This window comes from Actinomadura formosensis NBRC 14204 (assembly GCF_001552155.1).
GTDB lineage: Bacteria > Actinomycetota > Actinomycetes > Streptosporangiales > Streptosporangiaceae > Spirillospora > Spirillospora formosensis.
Window position 1 is genome coordinate 1 of record NZ_BCQQ01000016.1, and the last position, 15,941, is coordinate 15,941.

Here is a 15,941-nt window from a genome sequence, read left to right on the forward strand (position 1 = left end):
CGGGCGGGACGGTGCCGCCGACGGGGTCGGCCTCGCCGCGGGCGTCCGCACCGACGTCCGCGCCGCCGACGCCGATCGCGGCGGCCGCCGCCGGGGCTGTGGCGGTCAAGGCCAACGAGCTGGGGCAGGTCCCGGTGCTCATGTACCACCGGATCCTGAACAAGCCCCAGATGTCGCTGGACCGGTCGACCAAGGAACTGCACGACGAGCTGACACGGCTCGCGAAGGACGGATACTGCCCGATCACGGCGGCGGAGTTCGTCGGCGGGCGGTTCAACGTGCCGGCGGGCAGGCACCCGGTGGTCCTGACGTTCGACGACAGCACGCCGGGGCATTTCGGGCTCGACGCGCAGGGCGGTCCGAAGCCCGACACCGCAGTGGGGGTCATCGAGCAGGTCGCGCGGGAGAACCCCGGATTCCGGCCCGTGGCGACGTTCTACCTGAACAAGGACCTGTTCGGGATGGACGACGCCCAGGCGGCGGCCGGGCTCGCGTGGCTGCGGCAGCACGGGTACGAGCTCGGCAACCACACGGTGAACCACCCGAGCCTCTCCGGCATGTCCGAAAAGGGCGTCCGCAAGGAGATCGGGGACATGGAGGACCGGATCGTCAAGCTCGCCGGTGCCCACACGACGACCTTCGCGTACCCGTTCGGGGCCGTCCCCAAGAAGAAGGCGTGGGCCGAGAAGGAGGACGGGCGGTACGCCTTCCAGGGGATGTTCCTCGCGGGCTGGCGGCCGTCGGTGTCGCCGTTCGACGGCGACTTCGACCGGTGGCAGATCGACCGGATCCGCTCCGAGGGCAAGATCAAGGAGAACGACTGCACGAAGTACTGCTCGGTCGCGTGGCTCGACTATCTGGACAAGAACCCCGATGAGCGGTACACCTCTGACGGAGATCCGAACACCGTGACGTTTCCGAAGAGCGCCGAGGACCGGCTCGCCAAGGAGTACCGGGGCCGTGCGCGAACATACTGATCATCGCCGCCCCGGGCGGATTGACCACGGGAGACCTGGTCCCATATCCTGAGCGCTGCGCTGTGGGCTTGCGCGTGCTTCGGACGGAGCAGGCTCGCGCTCGGTCAGGTCGGCGACAACGGTTCGGTTCACTGACACGGCACTGTCCGCGTCCCATTCCGGTCTTCGGCAGGGCGGATAACGGCCCTCCGCGCACAACCCATACGACTTCCATGTCCGTACCGGAGCCAGCCGACATATGACGAGCAGCACCGAGGCCACCTCGACCACCCCGCAGGTAGCGGTCAACGACATCGGGTCCGAGGAAGCCTTCCTCGCGGCGATCGACGAGACCATCAAGTACTTCAACGACGGCGACATTGTCGAAGGCACTGTCGTCAAGGTCGATCGTGACGAGGTCCTCCTCGACATCGGCTACAAGACCGAGGGGGTCATCCCCTCGCGTGAGCTGTCCATCAAGCACGACGTCGACCCCAACGAGGTCGTCTCCACCGGCGACCACGTCGAGGCCCTCGTCCTCCAGAAGGAGGACAAGGAGGGACGGCTGATCCTGTCCAAGAAGCGCGCCCAGTACGAGCGCGCCTGGGGCACGATCGAGAAGATCAAGGACGAGGACGGCATCGTCACCGGTACCGTCATCGAGGTCGTCAAGGGCGGTCTCATCCTCGACATCGGCCTGCGCGGCTTCCTGCCCGCCTCGCTCGTCGAGATGCGCCGGGTCCGCGACCTGCAGCCCTACGTCGGGCGCGAGCTCGAGGCCAAGATCATCGAGCTGGACAAGAACCGCAACAACGTGGTCCTGTCGCGCCGCGCCTGGCTGGAGCAGACGCAGAGCGAGGTCCGCCAGACCTTCCTCAACACCCTGCAGAAGGGCCAGGTCCGCAAGGGCGTCGTGTCCTCGATCGTCAACTTCGGCGCGTTCGTCGACCTCGGCGGCGTCGACGGACTGGTGCACGTCTCCGAGCTGTCCTGGAAGCACATCGACCACCCCTCCGAGGTCGTCGAGGTCGGCCAGGAGGTCACGGTCGAGGTCCTGGACGTCGACATGGAGCGCGAGCGCGTCTCCCTGTCGCTCAAGGCGACCCAGGAAGACCCGTGGCAGCAGTTCGCCCGCACCCACCAGATCGGCCAGGTCGTTCCGGGTCGCGTCACCAAGCTGGTGCCGTTCGGCGCGTTCGTCCGGGTCGAGGAGGGCATCGAGGGCCTGGTGCACATCTCCGAGCTCGCCGAGCGGCACGTGGAGATCCCCGAGCAGGTCGTCCAGGTCGGCGACGAGATCTTCGTGAAGATCATCGACATCGACCTCGACCGGCGCCGTATCAGCCTGTCGCTCAAGCAGGCCAACGAGGGCGCCGTCGGCATCGAGGAAGAGGACTTCGACCCGACGCTGTACGGCATGCCCGCCGAGTACGACGAGCAGGGCAACTACAAGTACCCCGAGGGGTTCGACGCCGAGACCGGCGAGTGGCTGCCGGGCTTCGACGAGCAGCGCGAGACCTGGGAGCGGCAGTACGCCGAGGCCCGCGCCCGCTTCGATGCCCACCGCAAGCAGATCGAGGAGGCCCGCAAGGCCGAGGCGGAGGCCGACACCGCGCCCGCGGCCGGCGGCGAGACCTCCTACTCCGGCGGCGGTGAGAGCGAGTCCGGCGGTGGCGCCCTCGCCACCGACGAGGCGCTCGCCGCGCTGCGGGAGAAGCTCTCCGGCGGTCAGTGAGCCCCTCGCGGACGAGATGGATCCGGTGACGGCCCGCTGACCGCGGGCCCGGCCGCCCGCGCGGCGACACCGGCGCAATTCCGGGCACGGCCGGAGAACGATCTTTCTGGATCGGCCTCCGGCCGTGCTTCGGTTGCGCCACCATTGCCGTGCGGACCGCGTCGCCGCAGCCTCGCGTCCGCGGAGGGCCGCGTCATCCCGAAGGTCCGCTCGTCACGCTCGTCCCCCGGGAGCAGTCGTTCAATTGGCCAGCACAGACGCCAACACCGCCGTCGGCACCAGGACCGGCGACCCCGCCGCGGCCGGCCCGTCGATCGTCCCGCAGGGCCCCGCCCGGATCGCGCTGATCGCGGTCACGGTCGCGGTGCTCGCGCAGACCCTGCGGTTCTCGCTGCCGCAGCTCGACCACTTCGCCGACCAGACCGGCACCGCGGTCGCCGCGCTCGGCGTCCTGGTCGTCTACCTCGCCGGGTTCACCGCCCCGCTGATCCGCCGCGCCGCCGGGCCGCGCGGGCTGCTGCTCGCCGGTGTCGGCGGGCTGTTCGCCGTCCGGCTCCTCGCGCAGGCCATCGACCCGGGCACCTGGCTGGCGTTCGCCGGGACCGCCATCGGCATGATCGCCGTCGCGGCGCTGTACGAGGGCGCCCGCGGGCTGTCCGGCGTCGGGTTCGCCACCGCGGTCGTCGCCGGCCTGTCCATCGACAGCGCCGTGCGGATGTGCTTCGCCACCTGGGACCCGGTGTGGCGGGACGGCATCGGCCCGTGGCTGGCGTGCCTGGCGTTCGTCGGCGTCGGCGCCGCCGCGCTCTACCGCGAGCTGGTGTCCGGGCCCGTCGCCGCGCCCGGGGTGTCCTGGCGGGACGCACTGGGCGCCGCCGCGCTCGGGCCGTTCCTGGCGCTGCAGGTCCTCGTCCTCGCCAGCCCCGCGTTCGTGGCGTCGTCCGGCTGGCAGTCGCTGACCGGGGCGCATGTCGCGATCGTCATCGGGCAGGGCCTCGCGCTGGCGTTCCTCGCGTCCGGCCTCGCCGTGCGGGCGGTGCCGGGCGGCGTGTGCGTGCTCGGCGGAACCGTCCTCGGGGTCGGCGCGGGCGCCGTCGCCGGGACGTACGCGATCTCCGGCATCGAGGTCGTCCCCGTCGTGATCGTCGGGCAGGTGATGGCGGCGTGGCTGCTGGCCGTCGCGTGCCGGGCGCCGCTGCGCCGCGCCGGGACCGGCGGCCCGGTCTGGCGGGTCGACGCGGGTGCCGCGCTCGGCGGCCTGCTCATCGCGGTGATCCTCATCCCGTACCAGGTCAGCGCCGTGTCGCCGCTGCCGTTCCCGAACAACCTGCTGCCCGGTCTCGCCGGCATCGCGCTCGGCGCGCTCGCGGCCATCGCGGCGGCCCGCGGCGGCCCGCTGCCCGCCCGCGCCCCGCTGCGCGCCCTGACCGCCCTCACCGCCGCCGCCCTGCTGCTCATCGGCACGCTGGTGTTCACCGTGGTGGCGCCGGACGGGAAGGCGCCGGCGGCGCCCGGCCCCGGCCAGGTCCGCGTGGTGAGCTACAACATCCACGACGCGGTCGACCAGTCCGGGCGGCTCGACCCGGAGGGCATCGCCCGCGTCATCGAGGGGCAGCGCGCCCAGGTCGTCCTGCTGCAGGAGGCCGGGCGGGGGTCGCTGACGTCGGGCACCACCGACGTCGGCGTGTGGCTGTCGCGGCGGCTCGGCATGAAGCTGATCTGGGGCCCGGCCGCCGACGGCCAGTTCGGCAACGCGATCCTGACGTCGCTGCCGGTGCGCAGCTCGGGGACGGGCCGGATGCCGCGCGGCGACTGGTCGCAGATCCGCGGGTACGTGTGGGCGCGGCTGGCCGTCGGCAAGACCACGATGGACGTGTGGTCGACGCACCTGGAGGGCGGCGACGACCGGGCCGGTGAGCGGTCCCGGGAGATCGCGGCGCTGCTGCGGGCCTGGGGCGGCGCGCCCCGCACCCTCATCGGCGGCGACTTCAACACCGACGCGGGCAGCCCGGAGCTGGCCGCGATGACCGAGGGCACCGACCTGCGCAGCGCCGCCCTCGGCGGCGAGGCGTACCCGACCCGGCCGGACGGCGCCACCAACGACTGGATCTTCGGCTCGGACGGCGTCCTCGTCACCGACTACGACGTGCCGAAGTCGGACGCGTCCGACCACTATCCGGTCGCGATCACCGTCCGGGTCGGGCGGTGAGCGGACCCGGCGGCGGGCCGCCGCCCGGGTGTGCGGCATGAGGATCGAGCGGGCGGTCCCCGCCGACGCCGGGGAGATCCTGACCGTCCAGCGCGCCGCGTACGTCGCGGAGGCGCAGTTGTACGGCGACCCGTTCATCCCGCCGCTGGTCGAGTCGATCGAGCAGCTGCGGAAGGTCCTCGCGGGGGACGCGGTGGTGCTGAAGGCGGTGCTGGACGGCCGTCTCGCCGGTGCGGCCCGTGCCCGGTTCAGTGACCGCACGTGCCTGGTGGGGCGGCTCGTCGTCGCCCCCGACCTGCAGGGCCGCGGCATCGGGCGGCGCCTGCTGACGGCGCTGGAGGACGAGGCCGCCGGCCGCGCCGACGCGTGCGTGCTGTTCACCGGGCATCTCAGCGAGGCGAACCTGCGCCTGTACCGCCGCCTCGGCTACACCGAGACGCGCCGCGAGCGTGTCGCCGCGCACCTCACCCTCGTCCACATGCGCAAGCCGCTCGTCCCCGCCGGAACCGCGTAGCGGCCGCGCCGCTAGGGTGACTCCCGTGCTGAAAGTGGGACTCACCGGCGGAATCGGGTCGGGCAAGAGCGAGGTGTCGGCGCGGTTGCGCGAGCGCGGCGCCGTGGTCATCGACGCCGACAAGATCGCCCGGGAGGTCGTCGAGCCGGGCACGCCCGGCCTCGCCGCCGTCGTGGCGGAGTTCGGCGGGGACGTGCTGCTGCCGTCCGGCGGCCTGGACCGCGAGAAGGTCGGCCGCATCGTGTTCGGCGACCCCGCCCGGCTCGCCGCGCTGAACGCGATCGTCCACCCGCTGGTGGGGGAGCGGATGCAGGAACTGATGGACGCCGCCCCCGCCCGCGCGGTCGTCGTCTACGACGTCCCCCTGCTGGCGGAGAACGGCCTGGCCCCCATGTACGACGAGGTCATCGTGGTGGACGCGCCGGAGGAGACCCAGCTGGACCGCCTGGTCGCCCGCCGCGGCATGACCGAGGAGGACGCCCGCGCCCGCATGGCGAACCAGGCGTCCCGCGCGGACCGCCGCGCGATCGCCACCCACATCATCGACAACTCCGGCACCCTGGACGACCTGAGAACCCAGGTCGACGCCCTCTGGGAGACCCTCACCCGCCGTGCCGCGCCCTAGAAGGGGGCGTCGAGGGGGAGGCGGTGGACTTCGGGGAGGTAGGGGTCCAGTTCGCCTGGTTCGAAACGGCACATGCCGACCGCGTACCAGAATTCGGCGGTGGCGTTGCCCTCCGATTTGTAGCGGCCGTCGGGGGCCAGGGCGGCCCAGCCTTCGGGCAGCCCGAGGAGGGTGGCGCGGCGGGTGGGGGCCGCGCGGCCGGCGACGTCCCACAGGATGACGGCGCCGTCGTCGCCCGCGGTGGCGAGGAGGTCGCCGTCGGGGTTGAAGGCCGCCGACCAGACGCGGCGGGTGTGGCCGGGGAGGGTGTGCAGGAGACGCCCGTCGGACGGGTCCCACAGGCGCACCACCAGGTCGTCGCCCGCGCTGGCGAGCATCGTGCCGGACGGGTGGAACGCCGCGGTCCACAGGCGGCCCGTGTGGGCGGTGAGGATGTGCAGGACGTCGCCTGTGGCGGGGTCCCAGATCCGGACGGTGCCGTCGTTGCTTGCACTGGCGAGGATCTCACCGGACGGGGAGAAGGCCACCTGGTAGACGCGGTCGGTGTGGCCGCGCAGGACGGCGGCGAGGGCGCCGGTGCGGGGGTGCCAGAGCCGGACCAGGCCGTCGTCGCAGCCTGTGGCGAGCAGGTCGCCGTTCCGGTGGAAGTCGATGGAGCGGACGCGGCCCCGGTGGTCGGCGAGTTCGACGATCTCGCGGCCGGTCGTCCAGTACCAGATGCGGACGGAGTCGTCGTCGTTGGCGGTGGCGAGGAGGTCGCCGCCGGGCGCGAACGCCTGCGCCCACACGTGGTCGGTCTCCACGTTCAGCTCGCGTTCGAACGTGCCCGTCCCCGCCTGCCACAGGTGGACGCCGCCGTCGTTGGTGGCGGTGGCGAGCTGGGTGTGGCGGGTGTTGAACGCGGCGGAGGTGAGGTTGTCGGCGACGCCGCGCAGCTCCCGGATCATCCGGCCGGTGCGCGGCTCCCACAGCCGGACGAGGCCGTCGTTGCCGCTGGAGGCGAGCATGCCGCCGTCCGGGCTGAACGCGACGCCGGTGACGCGGCGGCCGTGGCCGCGCAGCACGACGCGGCACCGCCCGGTCTCGGCGTCCCACAGCCGGGCGGTGCCGTCGTTGCTGCTGGTGGCGAGCTGCGTGCCGTCGGGACGGAACGCGAACGGCCACACGGCGCCGCGGTGCCCGGCGAGTTCGAGGCGCTGCCGCCCGGTCCCGGGGTCCCACAGCCGGACGGAGCCGGCGCTGTCGGAGGTGGCGAGACGTCCGCCGTCCGGGCTGAACGCCGCCTGGTAGATGGCGCCCTCGTGGCCCGGCAGGACGCTGCGCTGCCGGCCGTCCGCCCAGATCCGGACGGACCCGTCGGTGTCGCCGGTGACGAGGAGGTTCCCGCCGGGGTGGAAGGCGATGGCGTAGACGCGTCCGGTGTGGCCGAGGAGTTCCCGCCGGATCTCGCCGGTGCGGATGTCCCAGAGCCGGACGACGCCGGCCTCGTCACCGGCGGCGAGGACGGAGCCGTCCGGGTGGAAGACGGCGCGGAACACCGCGCCCCGGTGGCCGGTCAGCTCGCGCCGCAGCGCGCCCGTGGCGAGGTCCCAGACGCGCAGGGTTCCGCCCGCGTCGCCGGTGACCATGAGGGAGCCCGCGGAGTCGAACACGGCGGTGTAGACGGGCGCGGTGTGCCCGGGCAGCTCGTGCAGGAGGGCACCGGACGCGATGTCCCACACGCGGACGGTCCCGTCGGCGGCGCCCGCCGCGAGGAGGCCGGCCCCGGAGGGGGAGAGCCCGCCGGTGACGACCGGCCACACCCCTTCGGGATGGACGGTGAGGATGTGCGCGCAGTGCCCTGTGGCGAGGTCCCAGATCCGGACGGTTCCGTCCGCCGAACCACTCGCCAGGAGGTTGCCTTCCGCGTCGAACGCCACCGCGTAGGTGCGGTCGGTGTGGCCCTGGAGCGTGCGCAGGGGAGTGCCCGAGACGGCGTCGCACACGAGGACGCCGCCGTCCTCGCTGCCCACGGCCAGTACGGAGCCGCCCGGGCTGTAGACGAGCGGCTGGGGGAGGCGGCTGGTCTGGAAGTGGAAACCGTAGGGGACGCCCACCGCGGGCGGTGCGAGCTGGATGTCGATGGGATGCCCGGGGGCGATCGCGGCCTCGCGCAGCTCGGGCGCGGCGGCGATCCGGGCGGGGAGCGCGGCGTCCACGAGGGCGGCGCGGGTCCAGCGGCTGCCGTCGACGGCGACGTCCCGCAGGTCGGCGCGGGCGAGGCGGGCCCGGGACAGGTCGGCGCCGCGCAGGTCGGCCCCGGTGAGCCGCGCCTCGTCCAGGCGGGCCCCGGCCAGCGACGCGTCCCGCAGGACGGCGCGCGACAGGTTCGCGCCGACGAGTTGCGCGTCGGTGAGGTCGGCGCCCGTCAGGTCGACCTCCTGCAAGTCGCGGTAGGACAGGTCCTCGCCTTGCAGGCGGGCGCCGCGCAGGTCGGTGCGCGCGGGGGTGCGCAGCCGTGTCGTGATGCGGATCGCGTTGGCGCGGGCGATGTCGTCGGCGTCGGGGTCGGCGAGCACGCCGGCCGCCCAGTCCTGGCAGGCTCGCGTGTCGGCCAGGTCGCACAGGAAGTCGACGGTGAGCTGGGTGAGCGTGCGATGCCCCAGGGCGGCGGGGGCCGCGCCGCCGGCGAACTCGTCCGCGATGTGCCGCGCGACGAGCCACTCCATCACCGAGGTGTGGATGAACCCGAACAGGCCCTCGTCGGTGCGGACCAGCAGGCTCCCGGCGCCGACGGCGTGCGTCACCTGGTGCGGGGACATCCGGCCGCCGGCGAGGCCGGTGAGGGTGTCGGCGACGTCGGCGAGCTCGGCGAGCCGCAGGAACTGCTCGTTGCCCTCCCACAGGCGCAGCGCGAGCGTGCCCACGGCCCGCCACATGTCCTCGGCCTTCAGCCCGGAGGGCCCGCCGGCGCCGCCGACCCGGTCGGCCTCGTGGGCGAGCCAGGACGACAGGATCTCGTGGTAGAGGTCGGCGGGGCTGACCGCGCGGCGGGCCTGCGCGACCGCGTGCAGCCGGTCCTCGGGCAGGTCGGCGATGAACGAGAGCATCCGCGGGTTGGGCGTCAGCGCGAGCAGCTCCTCGATGCCCGCGAGCAGGCTCAGCCGGGCCTCGGCCGCGCCCTCGTCCCCGTACCGGTTCACCAGGTACGAGCGGACCTGCGGCGGCGTGAACTCCTCCAGGCCGAGGACGCGCCGGTGCGGCAGCACGCCGACCTTCTCGCCCAGCGCGGTCAGCACCTGTGCCTGCGACTTGAAGTGCTGGGTGCGGCTCGCCACCACGATCTTCGCCTTGTCCCGGGCGGCCTGCAGCAGCGTGTCGAGGTGGTCGGCGGCCCGGTCGTAGGTCATCCGCGTCACCAGCTCGTCGAACCCGTCGAAGAGCAGGACGATGCGTCCCTGGCGGAGCATGTAGTGGAACGCCTTGAGGTCGATCAGCTCCTCGCCGTGGTTGGCCAGGTGCGCGGCGACCAGGCCGTCCACCGAGTGCGCCTTGTCGAGGGCCCGCAGCTCGATGAGGATCGGGATGACGTGCGGCAGCTCCTCGGGGATGCGGCGGGCCAGCTCGCGCAGCGCGAACGTCTTGCCGCGCCCGAAGTCGCCGAGCAGCAGCAGGAACCGGCCGTGGTCGGCGGCCAGCAGCCGCAGCATCTCGGCGACGACGTCCTCGCGGGCGCCCCCGGCGGGCGCGTCGTCGCCGGCCGGGGTCCCGGAACGGAACCGGTCGAGCTCGCGGTACCGCTGCGGGACGTACAGGGACGGCGGATACAGCCCGTCGCCGGCCAGCCGCCGCGTCTGCGCCGTCACGTACTCCGACAGGTCGAGCAGCCCCTGGAACTCGGTGAGGCTGCGCACCCGGATGCCGCGCCGCAGCGCGTCGTCGCGCAGGGCACGAGGCGGTGCCGGCCCCAGGTACACGAGCTCGGACCCGTGGTCGGCCCCGTCGGCGTGCACGTGCCGGACGAACGCGTCCACGTCCGCCTCGGTCACCTGCCCGACGTGGGCGCCGATGCGGTACTGGCGGACGAACCCGTCCTCCAGGTGGGTCAGCAGCAGGTGCGGCGGGTCGGACCGGCCCTCCTCGCGCGCGGGCGGGACGATCCGGCGGATGGTCGCGCGCTCGAACCGCGTCTCGCACGCCTCCGTCAGCCGGTCGAGGAGCCGCGCCGTGGGATCGGGCACCGGATCGGCGGCGCCGTCGCCGGCCGGACCCAGTTCCGGGGCGGGCGGGGCGGGCGGGGTCTCGGCACGCGGCGGCGGGAACGTTCCCCGGACGTTCGGCCATGACCGTTCGAGCCGCTCCGGGCCGCGGCGGGCGGCGTCCTCGGGAATCCACCGTTCCAGGCCGTCCCGGCGCAGGACGACGATCTGGTGGCGGCCGGGGCCGAGCGCGGGGACGGCCGGGACGCCGCCGCCGAGCTGCGGAATCGCACCGAACTCCGATCCCGTCCCCTGGAAGAACAGGTTGACGTGGCCGCCGAGAAGCGTTTCCACCGTCTCGGGGTCGCGCAGCGCCCCGGGCTCACCGGAGATGGGCGTGTGCTCGATCGCCCCCAGGCGGAGCCAGCCCTCGTCTTCGAAATGGCGCAGCCGCTCGTTGAACCAGGCGGCCTGGGCCTGTCCGACACGTCCGTACCGGTCCTCCTCGCGGTGGGTCTGCGGCAGGGTCGAGTTGAGACCGGCCACCACGACCCGCAGGTCCGGGACGGGGAACAGCGTCCACGGCTGCGCGCTGTCGAAGATCAGCGCGTCGATGCCCTGGTAGAACTCCTTGAACAGGCCCGCGTAATGCCGCCATTTCGGCCAGTACGGCGGCTGCGGCTCGATGTCGTCGGCCTCGCAGCCGGCGAAGTACGCCCGGCACGCGGCGCGGGTGACGTCGTGGGTGCCCGGCACGATGACGACGCGCTGCGCCTCCAGGCCGAGCAGCGCCCGCAGGCTCGTCAGGAACGACAGCGCCTCGGCGAACTCCTTGCGGCTCCCCGAGTGGGTGAGGTTGCCGGTGACGACCAGCAGGTCGGGCCGCGGCACGCCGGAGTCGGCCAGCCGCGTCACATCGCTCCAGATGCGGTCCTGCAGCTCGGTGGCGGTCGTCGGCTCGCCCGGTTCGGCCAGCGTCCGGCCGAACCGGGGCCCCGAGACGTGCAGGACGCTCAGCTCCTCGCGCGCCTCGTGCCCGGTGCCCGCGGCAGGGAACGCGGGCGCGGCCACGGGCGCCCGCCGGACGGGACGCTCCCCGACCGGCTCCTGCGGCCCGTCAGGCGGTTCCAGGCGGCCCGGCAGCACGTCACCGCCGCCCGGCGGCGAGAAGCCGCCGGGGAAGCCGGGGCCGTTGAGGGGCCGGGCGTGACCGGCGAGGGCCTCCCGGATGCGCCGCATCAGCAGCCCGCGCGCCTCGTCCGGATCGTCGATCCCCACCAGGTCCACATAGGTGATCGTGGACAGCAGCCCGTCGATCGGGCAGTCCTCGATCCGGACCGTCACGAGCTTGCGGGCCGGGTCGTCCGGATCGGCCCGCAGCGCCGCCATCCACTCCAGCCGCCCGTACCGGGAGCGCAGGTAGTTGCGCGACAGCACCGCCACCACGGCCTTGGCCTCCGACAGGCCCCGGTCCATGAAGTCGATGAAGTTGGTCCCGGGCACGAAGTCCCACGCCTGCATCATCGTCCGGTGCCCGGCGGCCTCCAGCTGCCAGGCGATCCAGGACGCCCATCGCTCGTCCGCGGGCGAGTAGCTGACGAAGAAGTCGGTCGGACGCTCCTGCCTGGGGTGGCCGCCGGGGGGAGTCATGCCGCCAGTATCGCGCGGCGGCGTGCGGAAAGCAGCGATCCGCGCCGCCCGAAGACCGGGCCGTCCGGGCGGGCGGGCTGTGGGATCATGACGGCCGTGCCGCCCCCGATGAAGACCCTGCGCCGAGCCGCCGGCGCCCTGGGCGTGCTCGACTGGATCCGCATCGGGGTGCTCGCGCTGGGGCTCGTGTTCGTCGCCACGGGCCTGCTGCCCGCCGACACGGCCCGGTCCAGCATCGGGCGGATCGCGCCCCTGCTGCTCTTCCTGTTCAGCGTCATCGTCCTGGCGGAACTCACCAAAGAGGCCGGGGTCTTCGACGCGATCGCGGAGCGGATGGCGCGGGCCGGACGCGGGAACTACGTCGCGCTCTTTCTGCTGTGCGTGGTGTTCGCGTCGCTCACCACCATCTTCCTCAACCTCGACACGACCGCCGTGCTGTTGACGCCGGTCATGCTGGCGCTGGCGGCGCGCGCGCGGATCGTCACCCTGCCGCTGGCCATGACGACGGTGTGGCTGGCCAACACCGCGAGCCTTCTGCTCCCGTTGTCCAATCTGACCAACCTCCTCGCCGCCGACCAGGTGGCTCTGCAGACCCGTGCTTTCGCGGCCCGCATGTGGATGCCGCAATTGGCCGCCCTGGCCGTCACCATGGCGCTGCTGTGGGTGTTCTATTGGCGGCGGCCCATGCGCGGTGAGGACGCCTATGACCCGCCCGACCTCGCGCCCGTGCGCGACCGGGTGCTGTTCTCCGCCACGGGGATCGCGTGCCTGCTGTTCATCGGGGCGATCCTGGCGGGCGTGCACACCGGGATCCAGCTCGGCATCGCCGCGGCCGTCGCCGCCGTCGTGGCCGTCGCCGCCTTCGCCGTGCGCGACCGTTCGGCGCTGCGCCCCGTCCTCATCCCGTGGCAGCTCATGGTGTTCGTCACCGGGCTGTTCCTGGTCGTTCCCACGCTCGAACGGTTCGGGCTGGACGATGTCATGCGCGCCCTCGTCGGCCACGACGGCGACGCGGCGGGGGCGCTCCGGGCGGCGTTCTCCGGGGCGGGCCTGTCGAACGTCCTCAACAACCTTCCCGCCTATGTGGCGGGAGAGTCGGCCGTACCGGCCTCCAACAAGGACCAGCTCCTCTCCCTGCTCATCGGGACCAACGTGGGGCCGGTCATCACGCCGTGGGGCTCGCTCGCCACGCTGCTGTGGTTCGAATGGTGCCGGCGGTGGGACGTCCGCGTCCCGATCCGCAAGTTCGTGCTCACCGGGACCGTCCTGGCGGTGCTGGGCTGCGCAGCCGCCGTCGGTGTTCTTCCGCTGACCCGGTAGGCGCCCCGCAAGGCGGCTTGCAGGACGGCTCACAGGGCGACGTGGAAGCGGCCGTCAGGGCGGGCTATCCGCGTCGTGGTCTCCAGGAGGCGGCCGAGGAGGTCGGGACGCGCGGCCACGAACCCCAGCTCGGACGCCGGGCGGTCGATGCCCATCTCGTACGGGCCGCCGTCCAGGCGGCGTAGTTCCGCGCCCGCCTCGGCGGCGACCAGCGCCCCGGCCGGCAGATCCACGATCTCGGGCAGATAGCCGACGATCCCGTCGATGTCACCGCGCGCCAGCATCGTCCACGCCACCAGCGGCGCCCACAGTTGGAGCATGCGGGCGCACTGCTTCTCCAAGGATGTGCGAAAGGCGAACGCGACGGGATCGTCCGACTTGACCTGGTGCCCCTGCGTCCATGCCAGCACGGGGTTCTCAGCCCGGCCGGGCCGCGGACGGTCAGGCAGCCTCAGCGGTGCCCCGTCCGGCCCCAGGGCGCCCTTCCCGCGCATCGCCGACCACGTCCGTCCCGACACCGGGTCGTGGACGACGCCCAAGACCGGCCGGGTGTGCGCGCACAGCGCCAGCCCCACCGCGTAGACCGGCATGCCGATCGCCACGTTGTTGGTGCCGTCCAGCGGATCGACGAGCCACACCAGCTCCTCGCCTCCGCCGGTGTCCTCGCCGGGCGCGCCGTCGAGGACACCGGACTCCTCCGCGATGATGCGATGCCCCGGATACGCGGCCCGCAGCCGCCCGACGATCAGTTCCTCGGCGGCCGTGTCCAGCGCCGTCACCACGTCCCCGCCCGCGCCCTTCGGGCGGACCTCCAGGGGACCGCCCATGCCCGCGCTCAGCAGGGCGCCCGCCGCCTCGGCGGCGTCCACCGCCACGCCGCGGGCCTGGCAGAGATCGACCGGAAGGGCCGCTGACGGGGTCGTGGGTTTCATCGGGGCCTCTCCAGTCGGGTTCCGGCGGCGGCCTACCGGCGCGCCGAGCATTGGGCGGCGGCGATCCTGCGCACGGAACGACGCAGGGCGCGCACCGTGTCGGCGAAGTCGGAACGAGAACGACGCACGCTATGCGTGGGCGTGCCCAGAGGGCCGAGGGACAGGTCGCCGCCACCCGGTATTTGGCGGCCCAAGGCGATCGTGGCCGCGTCCATGCCGTCCTCTATCAGCGTGCTATGGAACACGCCCGCCGGGAGGGTGTACGACTCCCCGGTCCGGTGCGCGGTGGAACGCCTCGGAGAGCAGCGGACGGCGCGCCCCGTCGCTCTCAGCTCGTCCACGTCCCCCTCGCTGACGACCTCGAACACCTGCCGCGCCGCCCCTCCGGCGGCCTCCCCGGCGGCCTCCTGGACGTCCATCCGCACGTTCCGCACCGTCCCGTACAGGACGAAGCTGAGCAGATCCCAGCTGTGGCAGTGGACCGCGGACGTGGTGGACGGCGCCGGACGCACCTCCGGCGTCCAGAGGTGCAGGCACACGCCGAGACCACCGCTGCGCTCCACCGGGAGGCACAGGAAGCCCAGCGGGTGCCGCACCGCCGGGACCGGCGGCCCGCCGTCCGCCGCGATGCCGTCCAGGATGCCGCGGAGGACGCCCCTCGCCCACGCCGGCAGCGTCCGCGCCGCCGTCCCGGCGCGGATCTCCCCGCGGATCTCCTCGTACTTCACCCCGGCGGCCTCGCCCCTCCGCGCTCCCGGCTCACTCGTACGGGTCCTTCGCCCGCAGCGCCTTACGGATGATCTCGATGACGTCCCGGTCGGTGTAGTCCCGCGCGAGGCCGATGCCGAGCACCTCGAACAGCTTGCGGACCTCCTCGACGGTCGGCTCGTCGTCCAGCGGCGCCAGCCTGGCCTGCTCGACCGGGACGCGGCGCGCCTGGTCCAGGCTGGTCTGCAGCTCCGCGCTCACCCAGCTGTAGTAGAACTTGGCGCTGTCGACGACCAGCGCCTCCCCGCGCGGATCGTCGCGGGTCACCACCACCCGCGACGCCGCCAGGTCGTAGCGCAGCGTCGTCATCGTCCGCGCCAGGCCGATGTCGATGTCGAGCATGGCGAACCGCTGCTTGTGCCAGCACGCCGCCAGGATCGTCGCGTACGCCTCCTTGCGGGTGCGCTCCAGCGTCCACGGCTCACCGGTCGCGTCCGGGCCGTCCGACACCGAACGGCGGTGGCGCGCGTACGCCTCGCACACCTCCACATCGGTGGGGTCGAGGATCTCCAGGCGGAACAGCAGCGTGCGCCGCTCCCTGCGGGCCGCCGCCACGCACTCCGGCAGCGTGCGCGCGCGTATGTACGTCCCCGTCCCGCCCTTGAAGAACCACCGGTCGGTGTCGCGGCGGGCCTCTTCCAGGACCTGCGCCACCTGCGCCCCGCTGATGACACGGACGACCGTGGTCTCGTCCAGCGTGTGCTTGGTGTCGGCCAGGACGTTCTCGAACCCCTCGATGTGGGCCAGCCTGCCGCTCAGGTCGTCGAGCGTCGCCGAGGACGCCCGGAGCGTGTCGCGGACCTCCGCCTCGACCGGGATGCGGCGCCCGCGGTCCCGCAGCACCGACGTCGCCAGCAGGCCGATCACCGCGAGGATCCCGCTGTTGGTGATGTCGGCCTCGTGCGGCAGGTTCACCCCGAGACCCAGCACCGCCACGACGATCGCCAGCACCAGCGCGATCACTGCGTCGGCGTTCTTCCCGAACCAGTTGGCGAAGCGGGTCATCTTCTGCGGTCATCCCGTCCTAGTCGGCGCCGCGGGCGTCCAGGGGGGC

At 73.2% G+C, this 15,941-nt stretch carries 10 protein-coding genes; 6 read left to right on the plus strand and 4 right to left on the minus strand.

Translation table 11 applies throughout. From position 1 onward, the window contains the following. From AF1_RS06185 to coaE, 5 genes are all read left to right on the plus strand, one after another. Positions 1 to 977, plus strand: a 977-nt coding sequence (locus tag AF1_RS06185) for a polysaccharide deacetylase family protein (protein WP_067794035.1), incomplete at its 5' end; no start/stop codon positions are given. Between the two features lie 238 nt (positions 978 to 1,215). Next, positions 1,216 to 2,691, plus strand: a complete 1,476-nt coding sequence (gene rpsA, locus AF1_RS06190; RefSeq protein WP_067794036.1) for a 30S ribosomal protein S1 — start codon at positions 1,216 to 1,218, stop codon at positions 2,689 to 2,691. Positions 2,692 to 2,935: 244 nt separating this feature from the next. Continuing rightward, positions 2,936 to 4,900 (plus strand): endonuclease/exonuclease/phosphatase family protein, encoded by a 1,965-nt coding sequence (locus tag AF1_RS06195; RefSeq protein WP_242608685.1) that lies wholly within the window; start codon positions 2,936 to 2,938, stop codon positions 4,898 to 4,900. Between the two features lie 37 nt (positions 4,901 to 4,937). Next, complete coding sequence (locus tag AF1_RS06200) at positions 4,938 to 5,414, plus strand: GNAT family N-acetyltransferase (RefSeq protein WP_067794037.1); 477 nt, start codon at positions 4,938 to 4,940, stop codon at positions 5,412 to 5,414. Positions 5,415 to 5,439: 25 nt separating this feature from the next. Further along, a complete protein-coding gene (gene coaE / locus AF1_RS06205) occupies positions 5,440 to 6,039 on the plus strand; it encodes a dephospho-CoA kinase (protein ID WP_067794038.1) in 600 nt (199 codons plus the stop codon). On the opposite strand, the gene AF1_RS06210 is transcribed toward coaE, so the two are convergent. Then, complete coding sequence (locus tag AF1_RS06210; RefSeq protein ID WP_067794039.1) at positions 6,036 to 11,867, minus strand: WD40 domain-containing protein; 5,832 nt, start codon at positions 11,865 to 11,867, stop codon at positions 6,036 to 6,038. The two genes, coaE and AF1_RS06210, sit on opposite strands and share 4 nt — an antisense overlap. A gap of 96 nt (positions 11,868 to 11,963) precedes the next feature. Here AF1_RS06210 and AF1_RS06215 point away from each other — a divergent pair, with 96 nt between their 5' ends. Next, on the plus strand, positions 11,964 to 13,187 hold the full coding sequence (locus tag AF1_RS06215) for an ArsB/NhaD family transporter (protein WP_407642204.1): 1,224 nt from the start codon (positions 11,964 to 11,966) through the stop codon (positions 13,185 to 13,187). Between the two features lie 29 nt (positions 13,188 to 13,216). Here AF1_RS06215 and AF1_RS06220 read toward each other — a convergent pair whose 3' ends face one another. From AF1_RS06220 to AF1_RS06230, 3 genes are read right to left on the minus strand one after another with little or no spacing between them, the layout of a single operon-like run. Continuing rightward, positions 13,217 to 14,119, minus strand: a complete 903-nt coding sequence (locus tag AF1_RS06220) for an inositol monophosphatase family protein (protein ID WP_067794041.1) — start codon at positions 14,117 to 14,119, stop codon at positions 13,217 to 13,219. Between the two features lie 32 nt (positions 14,120 to 14,151). Then, positions 14,152 to 14,847 carry a hypothetical protein gene (locus AF1_RS34140; RefSeq protein WP_067794042.1) on the minus strand — a complete coding sequence of 232 codons (696 nt, stop codon included), beginning with the start codon at positions 14,845 to 14,847 and terminating at the stop codon, positions 14,152 to 14,154. A gap of 31 nt (positions 14,848 to 14,878) precedes the next feature. Next, positions 14,879 to 15,892, minus strand: a complete 1,014-nt coding sequence (locus AF1_RS06230) for a hypothetical protein (protein ID WP_067794043.1) — start codon at positions 15,890 to 15,892, stop codon at positions 14,879 to 14,881. Between the last annotated feature and the right edge of the window lie 49 nt (positions 15,893 to 15,941).

Bases quoted from the DNA above. Each gene is read 5' to 3' on its own strand.
- rpsA (WP_067794036.1), top strand. From the start codon at position 1,216: ATGACGAGCAGCACCGAGGCCACCTCGACCACCCCGCAGGTAGCGGTC.
- AF1_RS06200 (WP_067794037.1), top strand. From the start codon at position 4,938: ATGAGGATCGAGCGGGCGGTCCCCGCCGACGCCGGGGAGATCCTGACC.
- AF1_RS06210 (WP_067794039.1), bottom strand. From the start codon at position 11,867: ATGACTCCCCCCGGCGGCCACCCCAGGCAGGAGCGTCCGACCGACTTC.
- AF1_RS06220 (WP_067794041.1), bottom strand. From the start codon at position 14,119: ATGAAACCCACGACCCCGTCAGCGGCCCTTCCGGTCGATCTCTGCCAG.
- AF1_RS06230 (WP_067794043.1), bottom strand. From the start codon at position 15,892: ATGACCCGCTTCGCCAACTGGTTCGGGAAGAACGCCGACGCAGTGATC.